12 protein-coding genes are annotated in these 16889 nt (G+C 71.9%); 2 read left to right on the top strand and 10 right to left on the bottom strand.

The window, feature by feature from the left end; genetic code table 11:
• Positions 1-77: 77 nt before the first annotated feature.
• From ACFWEJ_RS01205 to ACFWEJ_RS01170, 8 genes are all read right to left on the bottom strand, one after another.
• Complete coding sequence (locus ACFWEJ_RS01205; RefSeq protein ID WP_377227373.1) at positions 78-1103, bottom strand: D-alanine--D-alanine ligase; 1026 nt, start codon at positions 1101-1103, stop codon at positions 78-80.
• Between the two features lie 99 nt (positions 1104-1202).
• Positions 1203-2513, bottom strand: coding sequence for a PLP-dependent aminotransferase family protein (locus ACFWEJ_RS01200; RefSeq protein ID WP_377227372.1), 1311 nt, complete (start codon positions 2511-2513; stop codon positions 1203-1205).
• A gap of 194 nt (positions 2514-2707) precedes the next feature.
• Complete coding sequence (trxA, locus tag ACFWEJ_RS01195; protein WP_377227371.1) at positions 2708-3034, bottom strand: thioredoxin; 327 nt, start codon at positions 3032-3034, stop codon at positions 2708-2710.
• A gap of 69 nt (positions 3035-3103) precedes the next feature.
• Positions 3104-4099, bottom strand: a complete 996-nt coding sequence (gene trxB, locus ACFWEJ_RS01190) for a thioredoxin-disulfide reductase (RefSeq protein WP_377227370.1) — start codon at positions 4097-4099, stop codon at positions 3104-3106.
• A gap of 239 nt (positions 4100-4338) precedes the next feature.
• Positions 4339-6231 (bottom strand): hypothetical protein, encoded by a 1893-nt coding sequence (locus ACFWEJ_RS01185; RefSeq protein WP_377227369.1) that lies wholly within the window; start codon positions 6229-6231, stop codon positions 4339-4341.
• Between the two features lie 169 nt (positions 6232-6400).
• Positions 6401-8149, bottom strand: a complete 1749-nt coding sequence (murJ, locus tag ACFWEJ_RS01180; RefSeq protein ID WP_377227368.1) for a murein biosynthesis integral membrane protein MurJ — start codon at positions 8147-8149, stop codon at positions 6401-6403.
• 85 nt (positions 8150-8234) lie between these two features.
• Entirely contained in the window at positions 8235-10481 is a 2247-nt protein-coding gene (locus ACFWEJ_RS01175; RefSeq protein ID WP_377227367.1) for a DUF6049 family protein, read from the bottom strand.
• Positions 10478-11113, bottom strand: a complete 636-nt coding sequence (locus ACFWEJ_RS01170; protein ID WP_377227366.1) for an NUDIX hydrolase — start codon at positions 11111-11113, stop codon at positions 10478-10480. Before ACFWEJ_RS01170 ends, ACFWEJ_RS01175 begins: the two co-directional genes overlap by 4 nt.
• Positions 11114-11325: 212 nt before the next feature.
• Here ACFWEJ_RS01170 and ACFWEJ_RS01165 point away from each other — a divergent pair, with 212 nt between their 5' ends.
• Positions 11326-12765, top strand: a complete 1440-nt coding sequence (locus tag ACFWEJ_RS01165; protein WP_377227365.1) for a CCA tRNA nucleotidyltransferase — start codon at positions 11326-11328, stop codon at positions 12763-12765.
• Here the strand turns inward: ACFWEJ_RS01165 and ACFWEJ_RS01160 are convergent.
• Positions 12762-13712: a ribose-phosphate diphosphokinase gene (locus ACFWEJ_RS01160; protein ID WP_377227364.1), complete on the bottom strand. Its 951-nt coding sequence runs from the start codon at positions 13710-13712 to the stop codon at positions 12762-12764. The two genes, ACFWEJ_RS01165 and ACFWEJ_RS01160, sit on opposite strands and share 4 nt — an antisense overlap.
• 59 nt (positions 13713-13771) lie before the next feature.
• Here ACFWEJ_RS01160 and ACFWEJ_RS01155 point away from each other — a divergent pair, with 59 nt between their 5' ends.
• On the top strand, positions 13772-15106 hold the full coding sequence (locus ACFWEJ_RS01155; RefSeq protein ID WP_377227363.1) for an SMI1/KNR4 family protein: 1335 nt from the start codon (positions 13772-13774) through the stop codon (positions 15104-15106).
• 199 nt (positions 15107-15305) lie between these two features.
• Here the strand turns inward: ACFWEJ_RS01155 and ACFWEJ_RS01150 are convergent, their stop codons facing one another.
• Positions 15306-16838, bottom strand: coding sequence for an MDR family MFS transporter (locus tag ACFWEJ_RS01150; protein WP_377227362.1), 1533 nt, complete (start codon positions 16836-16838; stop codon positions 15306-15308).
• Between the last annotated feature and the right edge of the window lie 51 nt (positions 16839-16889).

Genomic DNA, 16889 nt, shown 5'->3' with positions numbered 1-16889 from the left:
CCCACCAGGGATGCCGGCCCTGAGCCCTGTGTGGGGTCGTCGCGCCCCGGCAGGCTAGTCCGAACGAGAACGACCTGTTACCGCGCGGACACCAGCGCCGTGTCGATGATCGCCCGGTACAGCGTCGACAGGTTGTGCCCACTCGCGGCAACTGCCTGGGGCAGAAGAGACATCTCTGTCATACCTGGCGCGACGTTCACCTCGAGCACGTGCGCCGTGCCGGACGGGTCGAGAATCATGTCGGTGCGCGAGAGGTGCCGCAGGTGCAGTGCGCGATGTGCGCGCACGGCGACGTCCGACACCAGGTCGGCCTGCTGCGGGGTGAGCCGGGCGGGCGCGAAGAACTCGGTCTCGCCGGCCACGTAGCGTGCGGCGTAGTCGTACCCGCCGTCGGCCACGATCTCCACCGCGGGGAGGGCCTCGGGACCGTCGACACCCTCGATCACGCTGACCGCGAGCTCCACACCGTCGATCGCCCGCTCGACCAGCGCCGTCTCGCCGTACGCGAAGCACTCCACCATCGCCCGGGGCAGGTCCTCGGCGCGGGTCACGACCGTGACGCCGAGCGCGGAGCCGCCTTCCGTGGGCTTGACCACCAGGGGGAGGCCGATGCGCCGCAGGATCGTGTCGAGCACCGGCTGCGCGCCGAGGTCCCGGAACAGGCTCTGGGGGAGCGTCACGTAGTCCGGCGTCGCGAGCCCGGCGTCGAGCAGCGCGGCCTTGGAGATCGGCTTGTTCCAGACGACGCGGCTCGCGCGCGGGCCCGTGCCCACGTAGGGCAGGCCAGCCATGTCGAGCACATCGCGCACGGAACCGTCCTCACCGGAGGCGCCGTGCAGCAGCGGCCAGACGACGTCGGGCCTGGTCGTGCGGAGGAACGACAGGAGGTCGGCGTCGACGTCGTGCACCAGGACCTCCAGGCCGGTGGCACGCAGCGCCTCGGCGACCCGGCGCCCGGAGCGCAGCGAGACGTCCCGCTCGTGCGACAGGCCGCCGGCGAGGACGACCACCAGGGGCGAGCGGCGCCCGGCGTCGCGCTGCTCGGGGTCGAGGGGAGCGCCTGGCGCGGCCGGCTCGGTCGGGACGGGGGCGGGACTGGTCATCGAGGGGGCTCACTCGGTCGGGATGGAGAACGGTCAGCTGCCATCGTGTCAGACCCGCGGATCACCGGGGTGACCTGCACGTCCGTCGAGGGGAGGGGCTCACGCCAGGTCGGGGGCGGGGCCCTCGACGTCGTCCGCGTCCGTGCCGGACTGCGCGGAGGTGCCGAAGATCTGCACCAGCTCGGACTCACCGTTGACGACGCCGGCCAGCCGTCGCACACCCTCGCGGATGCGCTCCGGGGTGGGGAAGCAGAACGACAGGCGCATGTGATCGGAGCCGCTGCCGTCGTAGTAGAAGGCCGTGCCCGGGACGTACGCGACGCGGGCGGTGACCGCACGGGGCAACATCGCCCGCGCGTCGAGGCCCTCCGGCAGCCGCACCCACACGAAGAAACCGCCCTGGGGCACGTTCCACGACGCGCGGGGCAGGTACTCGCCGAGTGCCCCCACGAGGGCGTCGCGCCGCTCGCGGTAGGTCTCGCGGTACGCCTTGATCTGGGCCTTCCAGTCGCACGTCTCCAGGTACGTCGCCACGGCGAGCTGGGAGGCGTTCGACGGCGACAGGACCGCGGACTCGCTGGCGAGCACGAGCTTGTCGCGCACCGCGTGCGGCGCGATGACGAAGCCGACGCGGTAGCCGGGGGCGAAGGTCTTGGAGAACGAGCCGAGGTACAGCACGCCGTCGGTGTCGTAGGAGCGCAGCGCGGGCATCGGCTCGGTGTCGAACCCGAGCAGCCCGTACGGGTTGTCCTCCACCACGAGCACGCCGTGCCGCCGGCAGATCTCCAGGACCTGGGGGCGCCGCTCGACGGAGAGCGAGACGCCGGCCGGGTTCTGGAAGGTCGGGACGGTGTAGAGGAACTTCACGCGCCGGCCCTCGGCCGCCAGACGGGTCAGCGTGGCGTCGAGCGCTGCCGGGACCAGGCCGTCGGCATCGAGCGGCACCTGGACGACGTCGGCCTGGTAGGACCGGAAGACCCCCAGCGCGCCCACGTACGACGGCGCCTCAGCGAGGACCACGTCGCCCGGGTCCACGAAGATGCGGGTCACGAGGTCGAGCGCGGACTGCGAGCCGGTGGTCACCACGACGTCGTCGGGATGGGCGGAGACGCCTTCGAGCGCGACGACCTGGGTGATGTGCTCGCGGAGCACCTCCTCGCCCTGGCCCGAGCCGTACTGGAGCGCCGTCGTGCCCTTGGTGGCGATGAGGCGCTGCATTGCGTCGGCGATGACGTCGAGCGGAAGGCCTTCCAGGTACGGCATCCCGCCCGCCAGCGACACGACCTCGGGGCGGTTGGCCACCGAGAAGAGCGCTCGGATCTCCGAGGCGCGCATGCCGTGCGCTCGCGCCGCGTACGAACCGAACCACGGGTCGAGGCGGTTACCGGCAGTCTCGGGAAGCTCGTTCACGCACGCCAGTCTCGCACGCACCGTGTGCTCGACCCAGTACCCGTTCGTAGCGAAACGGTGAGACTACGCGGCTCTCGTGCCGAGGCCGGTTCCCGGACAAGTGCCCGGACCAGGGCGAACGAAGAGCGCGTGCCCGGTGCCGCACCCGGTGAGGGTGGGCCGGACACGCGCTCGATCACGCGGCGGGGGGCAGGTCAGCCCGCGAGGACCTCGTCGATCTCCTCGGTCAGCGCGCGCTTCGGACGGGCGCCGATGATCGACTTCACGACTTCGCCACCCTTGTAGACGTTGAGCGTCGGGATCGAGACGATGCCGTAGTCCATGGCGGTCTGCCGGTTCTCGTCGGTGTCGATCTTGACGATCTTGATCTTGCCCTCGTACTCGTCGGACAGCTCCTCGAGGATGGGCGCCACCATGCGGCACGGGCCGCACCAGGTAGCCCAGAAGTCCACGAAGACGGGAATGTCAGAGTCGAGGACCTCGCTCTTGAAGGTGTCGTCGGTGACCTTGATGGTGCTCATCCAGCATCTCCTTGTTCATGGCCCCGCAGGGGGCCCAGTGGGGCGCGGCCGGTGGCAGCCGGCCGGAGATCAGTCGTTCAGCGAGTCGAGGAACGCCTGGGCGTCGAGCGCCGCGGAGCAGCCCGAGCCGGCGGCCGTGATCGCCTGGCGGTAGGTGTGGTCGACGGCGTCGCCGCAGGCGAAGACGCCGGGAAGGTTGGTGCGGGTGCTCCGGCCCTCCACGAGGATGTAGCCGTTCTCGTCGAGGTCGACCTGGCCCTTGACCAGGTCGGTGCGGGGCTCGTGACCGATCGCGACGAACAGGCCGGTCGCGTCCAGGTCCCGGACCTCGCCGGTGACGGTGTCACGCAGGCTGAGGCCGGAGACCTTGCTGTCACCCGTGATGCCGGCGATCTCGCTGTTCCACGCGAACTCGATCTTCGGGTCCGCGGTGGCGCGCTCCGCCATGATCTTCGAGGCGCGCAGGTCGTCGCGGCGGTGCACCACGGTCACCTTCGAGGCGAACCGGGTCAGGAACGTCGCCTCCTCCATCGCGGAGTCACCGCCGCCGACGACGGCGATGTCCTGGTCGCGGAAGAAGAAGCCGTCACAGGTGGCGCACCACGAGACACCGCGGCCGGAGAGCCGCTTCTCGTCGGGCAGCCCCAGCTCGCGATACGCCGAGCCGGTCGACAGGATCACGGAGCGGGCGCGGTAGGTGTCGCCGCCGCCCGTCACGATCGTCTTGATGTCGCCGGTCAGCTCGACCTGCTCCGCGTCGTCCCAGATGACCTTGGCGCCGAACTTCTCCGCCTGCTCCCGCATGGCGTCCATCAGGTCAGGACCCTGGATGCCGGCGGGGAAGCCGGGGAAGTTCTCGACCTCGGTGGTGTTCATGAGGGCGCCGCCCGCGGTGACCGAACCCGCGATGACCACGGGCGCGAAGCCGGCACGAGCCGCGTAGATGGCCGCGGTGTATCCCGCGGGACCGGACCCGATGACTACGACGTCGAGCACGGGGGCGTCGGTGGTGCCGGCGGCCGGAGCGGTGGTCTGTTCGGTCAAGGTGTTCTCCTCGAGTTCCATGGGCACACGCAACAACACGCGAGCGGGTCCCAGTGTTCCAGCCCTGGTCCCCTGGGGCTCGGTCGTGGACGTGAATCTCGCCACACAACATCGACATCCGTCGATGCGTTCGGTATCCGAGCCGATCCTGTCACGAAAGAACACCGGCGGGAACGAACCATCTACATGATGTGGTTCGTACCCGCCGGTGTTCCGGACTGGTCGTGAGCGCCGGCGGCCGTGAGGGCCGGCAACGACGGTCAGCTCAGCACGACCTCGCTCAGCTCGAGCCGGAAGCCGTCCGAGACCTGCGGCAGCTCGGTGACCCAGATCGTGAACGAGTCGCTCACGACGGGTTCCGGCAGCTCGAAGGTGGTGGTCTCCGCGAACGTGCCCTCGGCGAGCACCTCGCCGCCCTCGCCGCCCTTGAGGATCTGCACCTTGCCGCCAGGGGTGTTGGTGAGCAGCTCGATCTTGGAGACGGACGCCGGCTCGCGGAGCCGCAGCTCCATGCCCAGGAAGTCCTTGAACCCGCCGAACGCCGCCCGCTGGTAGGTGGTCGTGAAGTAGAACGTGGCCGGGTCGGTGTCGAAGGCACGCTCGACCGCCTCGGGGTGGTCGAGCGTGTTGCCCTCCCAGTCGAGCTCGCCCAGGAGCGTCCCGGAGTCGATCACCGGACGGGCCTCGGTCTCGGTGGGTGCCGACGGCTCGGTGCTGCCTCCGTCCGCACCGGCGGACGCGGAGGCAGTCGCAGACGGGGGCGCGTCGGCGATCACGTCCGGGGTCGGCGAGAGGACCGCGTTGATGGCCCAGATGAGGCCCGCCACGACGGCCACACCGACGAGGCCGAGCACGATCGGCGTCGGGTTGACGCCGCCGCGCTTGGGCGCGGGCTGGGTGGCGAACCCGCCGTCCTGCTCGTAGTAGCCGCCGGCGTTGGGGTCGTAGCCGCCCGGAGCGTAGGACTGCGGGGGGTACTGCTGCGGCTGCTGCTGCGCGTACTGCGCCTGGTCGTAGCCGGGCTGGGCCTGTGCGGCCGGCTGGCCGTACTGGTCGACGGGCTGGCCGTACTGGTCGTAGCCCACCGGCGGGTAGCCGGCCGGCGCCGCCTCGGGCGGCGGGGGCGGCACGGGCGCGTGCTGCCCGTAGGTCTGCGGTTCGTAGGTGTAGTCGTTCTGGGGCTCGGGATAGCCGGCGGGCACGTTGCCGCCCGCCCCCATGGCCATTGTCTCGTCGGTACGTGCGATCCGGCCGGTGACGGGGCGCCGCGCGGGCGGAGCTCCTTCGCCTCCGAAGGCGTCGGCGATGGACTGCCGCCGCGGCTCCTCCGGCTCGGGCTGCACGAATCCAGGCAGCGATGCCACTACGGAAACCTCTCCCCACGGCTGGAGAGCCGCGGTCACGTCGTCGGGGTTCTTCGGCCCATCGGTGCCGCCGGACGTGTCGAACGTCCGGGCCACCAGGCCGTCGATCTCGGTGTCCACGTGCGGGACCAAGCTGGAAAGAGGCGCCACGGCGCCGGAGTCGTCGAGCTGCGCGGGCAGCGGGATCAGGGTGTCCTTCGCGATCCAGTCGGCCTCGAGGTCCTGGCCGGGCCAGCGCGCCGTCATCGCGTAGTAGAGGAGAGCGACGAGGCCCTGGGCGTCGAGCTCCGCCGGCTTGACGTTGAGCGTGTCGCCGGAGGCGAGCCCACCGTCCAGCCCGAGGCCCGTGACGCGGACCTGGTGACCGTCGACCCGCACGGCTTCCGGGCGGAGCGCGGCGTGGTGCACGCCGCGGGCGTGCGCGACGGCGAGGGCGCCGGCCGCCTCGCCGACGATCGCGCGGGCCTGCTGCTCGTCCACGAGGCCGCTCGAGATGATCTGGGTCAGCGTGGTGCCGGTGTACGGCTCGGTGACCACGTACTTGCGGCCGTCGGCGTCGGATCCGGCGTCGAGCACGCGGACCAGACGGGGGTCCGTCACGAGTGCCGCGCGCCGGGCGGAGTCCAGGGCGTCACCGGTATAAGGCCCGGTCACGAGGGTGACGCGGACCTCACGGTCCAGGATCAGGTCGTGCGCCTCCCAGGCGGTCGCCGCAGCAAGGTCGGTGGACGCCTGCTGGCGCAGCCGGTATCTCTCGACCAGCACGGTGCCAGGTTCGACAGTGCTCACGCGGACCTCCTCGCTCGGTCGGGGGACATTAGCAGGTACGTGACCACGACCGTCACGCACCGTCGCCATGCTACGCGGAACCGCTGCCCACTCGCCGAGGCATCGTCCGTATGTACGAAAGCGCAGCCCACGCGCGCGGGCTGCGCTTCCCGTACGACGGCGGGGCGGATCAGCGCCGCAGGCGCGCGAGGACCGGACCGAGCAGCCCGTTGAGCTCCTCGACGCGCAGCAGGCGCAGGAGCAGCACGTAGACGGCGAGCATCACCAGGCCGCAGAGCGCCGTCACCCAGAGGCCGCTGAGCATCGTGAACAACCAGCCGCTGCCGAAGGAGAGGACGTCGAACCCGCCGACCAGCTGGTAGACGCCCCACCCGGCGCCTCCGGCGACCACCGCGGCGAGCACCGCCTTGGCGTGCAGCACGAAGATGCGCCCGCCGTCGAGGCGCCCGCCGAGCTTCCGCTTGAGGCCACCGGTGCGCAGGAGCACCGTGATCCAGTTCGACAGGGCGTAGGCGCCACCGGCGGCGACGACCCAGAGCTCGATCGGCAGCCAGATCTGCGCCGCGACCAGGCCGGCCACGAGGGCGACCGTCGAGGGCACGGTGATCCAGAAGACGGAGCGGCCGTCCTCGTAGGCGTAGAAGACCCACTTCATGAGGGCCATGCCGCCGAGGGGCACCAGCCCGAACGACAGCGCGACCAGCACGGGCGCGATGACCGACGTACCCGTCTCGCCCGCGGTCGGGACGATGAACGCGGTGGCCGGCCCGGCGAGCACCACGAGCGCCGCGGTGGCGAACACGGTGAAGACGCCGATGGTGCGCAGCCCCAGGGACAGGTCGGACCGGACCCGGTCGGTGTCACCCGCCTGCGCGGCCTTGCTGATGCCCGTGAACAGTGCGGTCGCGATGGAGACTGTCACGAGCGAGTGGGGCAGCAGGTAGATCAGGAGCGCCTGGGTGTAGGCACCGTTGCTGGCGACCAGGTCCGCGGAGACGCCCGCCGCGCCGGCCTCGGCCGCGGCCCCGGCGGCGGACGCGACCCGGGTCAGGTACAGCACGCCGGCCTGCTCCAGGACCACGGCCGCGAACGTCCACATGGCGACGGCCCCGGCCGAGCGGAGGCCGATGCCCCGCAGGCCCAGGCGGAGGTTCCAGCGGAAGCCGGACCGCAGCAGGGGCACGAGCAGGACGAGCGCCTGCGCCACGATGCCGAGCGTGGCCGTGCCGGCCAGCAGGATCGTGCGCGGGGTGTCCCACTCGGAGAGGTCGTTGATGCCGGTGTCCGGCGCGCCGCCGAACACGACCAGGAACACGGCGAACCCGATGACGGAGACCACGTTGTTGGCCACCGGGGCCCACATGAAGGGGCCGAACTGCTCGCGGGCGTTCAGCACCTGGCCGAGCAGCGTGTACAGGCCGTAGAAGAAGAGCTGGGGGATGCACCAGTAGGCGAAGACGGTGCCCAGGGCCAGCTGCTCGGCCGACCAGCCGTCGGTGTACAGCATCACGACCCACGCGGCGGCGCCGGTGAGGATCGCGGTGATGGCCAGGATGCCGACGGCCGCGATCGTGAGCAGCTTGTCGACGCGCTCCTGTGCGTTGTGCGCGCGGAAAGCCTTGACGATCTGCGGCACCAGGACGGCGTTCAGCATGCCGCCCGCCAGGATCGCGAACAGGACGTTGGGCAGCTTGTTCGCGACGTCGAACGCGTTCGCGACCGAGCCCACGGAGCCGATCGCGGCCACCAGCATCATGTTGCGGACCAGGCCACCGAGACGGGACGCGGCAGTGCCGGCCGCCATCACGATCGAGTTGCGTCCCAGGCTGCTGGTCGACGACGGCGGCGTCGCGGGCGAGCTCGGCCCGCCCGCGGCCTCGGCGCTGGGATCCGACGCGGGGTCGGTCGGTGCGGTCACGGCGTTCTCCTGGGTCAAGCGACTACTCCCGTGGTCTGGGCCCCTGCCCGGCGCTGTTCGACAGACGTGTGCGGCGGCCGAAACACTACTCTGCCCGGGCGGCCACGGAGTCCGCTTTCGCCGCTGCGGCCGGCTCCGGCGCCTCGGCGGCCACACCGGTCGCCTCCTCGACGTCCTTGCTGGTGGCACGGTACGGGGAACGGCCGCGACGCACGGTGCGCCAGATCCCGGACAGGAACAGCAGCGCGACGAGGCCGGCGGCGATCCAGGTGCCGAGCTCTTCCCAGCCCGCGCGGACGCGGACCTGGAACGACGAGTCGTCGCTGATCTTGGCGCCGGTCGGCGTGAGCACCTGGGCGGTCACGGCGACGTCGCCCGAGCCGATGGCCCGCACCGGCACCTGCACGTCGATCTCCTGGCCCGCGGGGATGACCTCGGTGCTGCGTGCGTCGACGGTCAGGCGCGGGTGGTCGGGGCGCAGCACCACCGTGACCGTCGCGTCCACGCCGAGCGTGTTGCGCACGCGCACCGGGATGTTGCCCTTGTCCGTGATGAAGTTGACGTCCTGGCGCGGCACCACGGACACGGACTGCTGCGTGAGCGCGTTCGACGCCTCCAGCGTCTGCTTGACGAGCGCCTCCCGGAGCCCGGTGTCGGCGCGGTGCGCGACGGCGAGCGGGGCGATCAGGCGGGTCACGCCCGGACGCCAGATCTGGGAGGAGTGGTCGACCGCGACCGACGAGAACGTGACGACGGCGTCGCGCGCCCGCTCCAGGGCTGCGACGTTCGTCGCGCCGAGCTCGGCCTTGGCCACGGTGCGCTTCGATAGGGCGGTGCGGGAGACGTCCGGGGCGTCCTGCGCGAACAGCGTGTCGACGGTCGTGACGTCGACCCAGCCCGCCTCGTCGAGCTCGTTCAGGATCTTGCTCGCGCCCTCGGCGTCGGGCGTCCAGGTCCGCGGCGCGACGATGGTCAGCGACGGCGGGTCGACCGGCGTCTGGGTGACGACGGCGGCGGTCTCGGCGAGGAGGCGCTGCGCGCCCTCGGCCGGGGTGGACGCGGTGGTGGCGGCATTCGTCGAGGCGGAGCTCTCCGTGGACGTCACGTCGTCCGCGGCCGACAGGTCGGTGGCGGCGAGGAAGGTCCGCGTGAGGTCGGTGTCGGCCACCACCGCGCGTGCCGTGCCGGACGGCGTGCGGACGTCCGCCCGGCCGGTCACGGTGCCGGCGCCCTCGTAGGCGAGCCCGCCGCTGCCGACCACGAGGTGCCCGCGCTTCGCAGCGACCCCGAGGCCGACGGTCGCGACGTCGGGCACGACGCCGTCCGCGGGCCAGGCGATGTTCTTCTGCCACGACTCCGGAACCTCCCAGTTCCCCTTGCGGGGCGCCTGGAGGAAGCTGCGCGCGCCCGTGGTGCGCACGTTCGCGTGGGCGAGCGCCGCGAGGTCGGGGTCGTGGCTGGGGAGGGCGTACGTGGCGGTGCTCGCGGCGGCCGCCGTCATGCGCTCGGACCACTCGATGAGCGCCGGGTCGTCCGACGCCGCGGCCACGCCGATGGTGTCGGGGTCGATCGCCAACGACAGCTTGGTGTTCTCCGCGACCTCCAGCACGCCGTCGAGCCGCTGGCCGGAGGCGGCCTGCTGGGCCAGCTCCAGCTCCGCGGTCGTCGGGTCGGCCGGGTCGACGGCGGGGCTCGTGACCGCGGCCAGGACGCTGACCTGCATGGGCTCGCGCTCCAGGCCGTCGGCGTCGTACACGAGGAACGTACGCGCGATGCCGAGACGACCCGTGGCGTCGCCGGCGGCGACGGCGAGCCTGCGCGCGCCGAAGCCCTTGAAGGTCTCGGCGCCCGGGTCGTAGGTGAACGAGACGTTCTTGGACCCGCCCGGCGCGAGGTCGCCGATCGTCTTCGAGATGGGCTTGCCCCGGACCTGGTCGAGCAGGTCTGCCGTGACCCACTCCTCGATCTCGGTGCGCGTGGTGATCGCCACGTAGTCGATGGTGAGCTGGGCCACCGCGTCGGACACCGCGGCGTCGCTCGTGTTGGTGACCTTCGCGCGGATGGTCACCTCGTCCCCCGGGTGCGAGACGGGGTGCGAGATGTCGGTGACCGCGACGTCGAGCGAGCCGGCGGCGGCGGAAGTCGTGGCGAGCGGCTGGGTGACGGCGGCGTCCGCGGTGGTGCGGGCCGTCGCCGGACCGGTGGCCCAGGCCGCGGGCAGCGCGGACCCGACGAGCAGCGCGCCCGCCAGGAGCACGGCGCCGAGCGCGCCGGTACGGCGGGCCGCCCGGTTGCGGGCGGGACTGCGGGAGAAGTCGGCGTGCTGCGTCATGGCAGGTCTGGGCGCTCCGTGGGGAAGGCGTCGGCGCGCAGTGCGTCCCGGAGGTTCCTCGACGAGACGAGGAGATCCAGGGCGGCCGCGGCCAGTCGCTGCTCGTTCGGGTACGACAAACGCTCGGCGAGCTCGTCGACCCTGACCCAGAGAGCGTCCTCGGCTTCGCCGTCCGGATCGTTCTCCACGGTCAGGTGACCGCCTTCCGCGCGCAAGAGGTAATGGTGCACCACCTTGTGCACCCGCCGGTCCTCACCGGTGAACCAGTAGTCGATCACGCCGAGCTCGGCCTGGATCGAGCCGCGGATCCCGGTCTCCTCGCGGATCTCGCGGATCGCGGCCTCCTGCGGCGTCTCGCGGCCCTCGAGGTGCCCCTTGGGGAGGCACCACTCCAGGCGGCCCGTGCGGTTGCGGCGCAGCAGCACCGCCGCGCTGAACTCCTCGGGCCGGTCGGACTCGGCGCGCAGGACGAGCCCGCCGGCCGACGTCTCGTCCACGATCGGCAGATGTACCGGGGCGGTCGTCGCGGCGGCACGCCGGGCAGGATTCACCCGCAGCGGCGCCCCGCCGGGCGGCGTGGGCACCTCCGGGCGACCGTCTGGACGGTCGCTCGCCGGAACAGGGGTGGACATGCCCCAACACTACCGACTGACCACCGTTGATCTGGTCAGGCGCGGTGCGCGGGCGGTTTCGGGCACCGGGTCGCCCCGGCACGTCCGCACCTTGTCCGCATGAGGACGCGGCAGGTCCGCACGCGGGCTTCGCCCGGGTCTTGCGTGGGCCTCGCGGATGCCCGTGCGCCTCGGTGAGTAAGGCCGCGCCGGGTCTGGGAGAATCTTGGGCTGTGTCTACCCCTGAACAGGATCTGTTGCGTCGTGCGCTCGGCGTGCTGACCGAGATGGCGCCCGCCGCGCTCGAGCTGGGCGAGCAGTTCCGTGCCGCCGGGCACGAGCTGTCGCTCGTGGGCGGTCCGGTCCGCGACGCCTTCCTCGGCAGGACGAGCAACGACCTCGACTTCGCGACGTCGGCCTCGCCCGACCAGACGCAGCGGATCCTCGCCCGGTGGGGCGACGCGCACTGGGACATCGGCAAGGAGTTCGGCACGATCGGCGCGCGCCGGGGCGACGTCGTGGTCGAGGTGACGACGTACCGCACCGACAAGTACGACCCGGCGTCCCGCAAGCCGCTCGTGGAGTTCGGCGACAACCTCGACGGCGACCTGTCCCGGCGCGACTTCACCGTGAACGCGATGGCCGTCCGCGTGCCCGACCTGACCTTCGTCGACCCGTACAACGGGCTGGGCGACCTCGCCGCCGGGGTGCTCCGTACCCCGATCGCGCCCGAGCGCTCGTTCGACGACGACCCGCTGCGCATGATGCGCGCCGCGCGGTTCGCGGCCCAGCTCTCGTTTCACGTGGAACCAGGGACGCTCGCCGCGCTGGTCGCGATGGCCGAGCGGATCGAGATCGTCTCGGCCGAGCGGGTCCAGGCGGAGATCACCAAGCTGATCCTCAGCGACAACCCGCGCGCTGGCCTCGAGGTGCTGGTCGACACCGGCCTCGCCGAGCAGGTGCTGCCCGAGCTGCCGGCCCTCCAGCTCGAGATCGACGAGCACCACCGGCACAAGGACGTCTACCAGCACTCGCTCACCGTGCTCGACCAGGCGATCGCGCAGGAGACCGGGGCCGACGGCGCGGTGCCCGCGCCGGACCTGGTGCTCCGCCTCGCCGCCCTGCTGCACGACATCGGCAAGCCGGCCACGCGCCGCTTCGAGTCCGGCGGCGGCGTGAGCTTCCACCACCACGAGGTGGTCGGCGCCAAGCTCACCACCAAGCGGCTCCGCGCGCTCAAGTACGAGAAGCAGGTGGTGAAGGACGTGTCGCGGCTCGTCGAGCTGCACCTGCGGTTCCACGGGTACGGCGACGGCGCGTGGACCGACTCCGCCGTCCGGCGGTACGTGACCGACGCCGGCCCGCTCCTCGAGCGGCTGCACCGCCTCACCCGTGCCGACTCGACCACGCGCAACCAGCGCAAGGCCAAGCGCCTGTCCGACGCGTACACCGACCTGGAGAACCGCATCGCGGTGCTGCGCGAGCAGGAGGAGATCGACGCGATCCGGCCGGACCTCGACGGGACCCAGATCATGGAGATCCTCGGCATCTCGCCGTCGCGCGCCGTCGGCGAGGCCTACAAGTACCTGTTGGGCCTGCGCATGGAGCGCGGGCCGCTGGGCGAGGACGTCGCGGCCGAGGAGCTCAAGAAGTGGTGGGCCGAGCGGGCCTAGACGTGGGTCGGGTCGAAGAGGGCGCTGACCGACTCGCCGCTGTGGATCCGGCGGACCGCCTCGGCGAAGGCCGGGGCGACGCTGATCACGGACAGCTTGTCGTGCGCCAGCAGCCCGGTCGACGGCACCGTGTTGGTGGTGACGATCTCGACGACGTCGGGGTCGGCCGCGATGCGGTGTGCGGCGTCGTTGGCGAAGATGCCGTGCGTGCACGCGATCCGGACGCTGCGCGCGCCGTGCTCACGGAGCAGATCGAGGATCGCCAGGATCGTGGACCCGTTGGCGATCTCGTCGTCGAGCACGATGATGTCGCGGCCGGTGACGTCGCCGATCAGGGACGTGATCTCGACCCGGTCGCCGTCGAACCGCTCCTTCGCGGCCGCCGCGACCGGGACCCCGAGCATCTTCGCGAACGCCGACGCGCTCTTCGCGTTGCCCAGGTCAGGGGAGACCACCGTCGCCTTGGACAGGTCGCTCGGCAGGAAGTGCGCCGCGAGCTCGCGGAGCGCGTTGAGCTGGTCGGTCGGCACGCGGAAGAACGCGTGCACCTGCGGTGCGTGCAGCGTCATCGTGAGGATGCGGTTCACGCCCGCCGTCTCCAGCAGGTCCGCGACGAGGCGGCCGCCGACCGAGATGCGCGGCGCGTCCTTCTTGTCCGAGCGCGCATACGCGAAGTGCGGCATGACGGCGGTGATTCGGGCGGCCGACGCGCCCTTGGCGGCGTCGATCATCAGCAGGAGCTCCATCAGGCTCTCCTGAGCGGGACGCACAACGGGCTGCACGAGATAGACGTCGCGCTCGCGGCAGTTCTCCAGGAGCTGGACCTGTAGGCAGTCGTTCGCGAAGCGCTGGATGTTGATCGGGCTCAGCGGGACGTCGAGATCGGCACACATCTCCCGAGCGAAACGCTGACCACCGGTACCGGCAAAGACCCTCACCTCGGCCATGGCTGGAGTCTACGGAACGTCGAGCCGACACGCCCAGCAGGAGCAGGCATCATGTGGTCGTGAGCCTCACCGAGTGGCAGACCTGGGAACCGTTCGTCGACGCGTTGCGCAGGACGGCACCGCCCGGGACGGACGTCAGCGAGTTCGCCGGCACGGTCGGTCGCGGCGCGTGGGACGGTTCCTACCTGGACGACGGCGACGCCGACGCCCGTCGTGCGCACTACCGCGAGGCCGCGCGGGAGGCCGCCCGGACCGGCGGGCGCGGGCCCAAGGCCGAGCTCGACGACGCTCTCCGCGCGATCGCCGGCCTGCTGCCCGACACCGAGCAGGTCGTCCGCGTCGTCGCCGGCGCCCGGCCCGGCAACGATGCGGTCGAGCTCGTCACGCTCCCGCCCGCGGTCGTTCCGGGGCCGGTCACGCCGGTGCTCGAGGTGGTTCTGGAGTCCGGTGCGCTCCCCGCGCAGTACGAGGCGACGATCGCGCCGCCGCCGGACGGCGCACCGGCGGCATCGGCCGATCCCGCCGCCGTGGCCCGGCTGGTCGCGGAACGGATGCCCGACGCCGTCGGGGCGCCGCCCGCGGAGGTCGACGCCGCCGAGGCCGCGCTTCCCGCCGGCTCGCGGCTGCCCGACGAGGTGCGGGCGCTCTACGGTGCAGCGGCGTCGGGCAACCTGGAGCTCGCGGAGGAGGAGGGCCGGTTCGCGGGGTTCGAGATCGTGCCGCTGCGCGGGAGCTTTCTCCGCGAGGCGTTCCTGCCCGCGGCCCGCTTCGACACCTGGAGCGCGGACGCCGACACGTTCGCGCCGACGGACCCGGCGGGCCGGGTGCAGGCGGCGATCGGGTCGCCGCTCTGGTTCCCCGTGGGGACCGACGGCGCCGGGAACGTCTACGCCGCCGACCTCGCGCCCGGACCGAACGGGCACGTGGGCCAGATCGTGCTGCTCGACCACGAGCAGCATGCCGGGGCGGCCTACCGGGCGGAGAGTCTCGCGGCCCTGCTCGTGGGTCAGGTGTCCGGGAACGGCGGCGCCGTCCCGGACGGCTCCGGCCGGACGGCGGACGGGCCGGACGGCGGCGAGGCAGGCCCCGGCTCGTCGTCGGACACGGAGTTCCTGAGCCTCGAACCGGACGCCTGGGCCGAGCGGCTCGACGCCGGAACCGTGCCGACCGGCCTCAAGGCCGCCGGGTTCGTGCCTGACCGCGCGAACCCGCCAGCACTGTCCGAGGCGATCGCGGTGGCGAACCGGCTGCTGGAGCTGCGGGGTCAGGCTCTGATCGAGGTCACGCGACTGACGCGCCCGGAGGGGGCCGACCGTCCGGAGCGTCCGAAGTCCCCGAAGGAAGCGGAACGCCCTCGGCGCAAGGGTCTGCTCGGCCACCTCTTCGATCGCTGACCGGATTCGCTCCGTCGGGAGGCAACCCTGGTCGAAGGGTGCCGGGAGAGATGAACCTCGGCCGACGGGTGCCGATCGGGTGCGGTCCTCGGCGGCTCGGATCCGCCGATGCCCGACACGACGAGGGCGGGAACCCGGATGGGTTCCCGCCCTCGTCATGCTTCCGACCGGCCGATCGGTTCAGTACCTTCCGTACGGGTCAGTGCCCGCCGTGGAACTCGCCGTCGGTCTCGGGCCGCTTGATCAGCGCGGCCAGCGCGATGGTCAGCGCCATCACGCCGGCGCCGATCCCGAACGCCAGGCTCGCACCGGACGTCAGCGCGTCGGCGGCGGACTCCCCGGCGGCGGTCAGCGTGTCGGAGCGGAGCGTCATGATCGCGATGAACAGCGCGATGCCCGCGGCACCCGCGACCTGCTGCACCGTGTTGATCGTGGCCGAGCCGTGCGAGTACTGGTGCGGCTTGAGCACCCCGAGCGCCGCGCTGAACAGCGGCGTGAACACCGCGGCCAGGCCCAGGCTCAGCAGGATGTGCGCGGCGAGCACGTAGAACGGCGAGATGCCGGGGTGCAGGAACGCGAGCATGCCGATGCCGAGGGTCACGAGCACCGTGCCGGGCACGAGGATCGGACGCGGCCCGACCCGGTCGTACCACCGGCCGACGACCGGCCCCAGGAGGCCCATCGCGAGCGCGCCGGGCAGCACGATCAGCCCGGACTGGAGCGGCGTCAGGCCCATGGCCTCCTGCAGCACCAGCGGCAGGACGATCAGGGTGCCGAGCATCGCGAGCATCGCGACCGCCATGATGCCGATCGCCACCCGGAAGTTGGGCTCGAGGAACGTCCGCAGGTCCAGCAGCGCCGAGTCGGTCCGCTGTCGCACGATCTGCCGCCACACGAACAGGCCGAGGAACACCAGACCCGTACCCAGCGGGATCCACGGGTTCAGCGTGCCGCTGCTCGCGTGCGCGCCCTCACCCAGCCCGGACAGGCCCCACACCAGACCGCCGAACGCGACGAGCGTGAGCAGGAGGGACAGGGGGTCGAGCGTGTGGTGCTCCTTCTCGTTGACGTCGCGGATCCAGAGCACGCCGGCGACCAGTGCCAGCACCGAGATCGGCAGGACGACGCCGAACACGCCGCGCCAGCCGAGCGGCTCCAGGATCGCGCCGGACAGCGTGGGGCCGAGCGCGGGAGCTGCCGCGATGACCAGACCGACGTTACCCATGACCCGGCCGCGCATGTGCGGGGGCACGATGGTCATGATCGTGGTCATCAGCAGCGGCATCATGATTGCCGTGCCGGTCGCCTGCACCACGCGGCCCGTCACCAGGACCCCGAACCCCGGCGCGATCATCGCCAGGGCGGTGCCCGCGGTGAACAGGGACATCGCCAGCAGGTACGCGCCGCGCGTGCCGAGCCGGTTGATGAGGAACCCGGTCGCCGGGATGACGACCGCCATCGTCAGCAGGAAGGCCGTGGTGAGCCACTGGCCGACCGTCGGGGTCACGCCCAGCTCGTCCATGATCGGCGGCAGCGCCACCGACATGGTGGTCTCGTTGAGGATCACGGTGAAGGCGCTCGCCATCAGCAGCGCGATGGCACGGAAGTGGCCGGGGGCGAGCTTGTCGGCGCGCGCCGGTGCGGGCGCGGGTGCGTCGACGCTGCCCGACGGCGGTCGGGTGGCCGGACGGTCGTCCAGCGGATCAGCGGTGTCAAGAATTTCGGTCGTCATGGGGTATGCCCTCTCGGTACGGAACGCGGGCCGAGATCGAGGGCGACATTG

It is taken from the genome of Promicromonospora sp. NPDC060204 (genome assembly GCF_042728455.1).
Classification (GTDB): Bacteria; Actinomycetota; Actinomycetes; order Actinomycetales; family Cellulomonadaceae; genus Promicromonospora.
The sequence above is the reverse complement of the archived record's forward strand: the minus strand, read 5'-3'. Positions and strand labels throughout refer to the sequence as shown.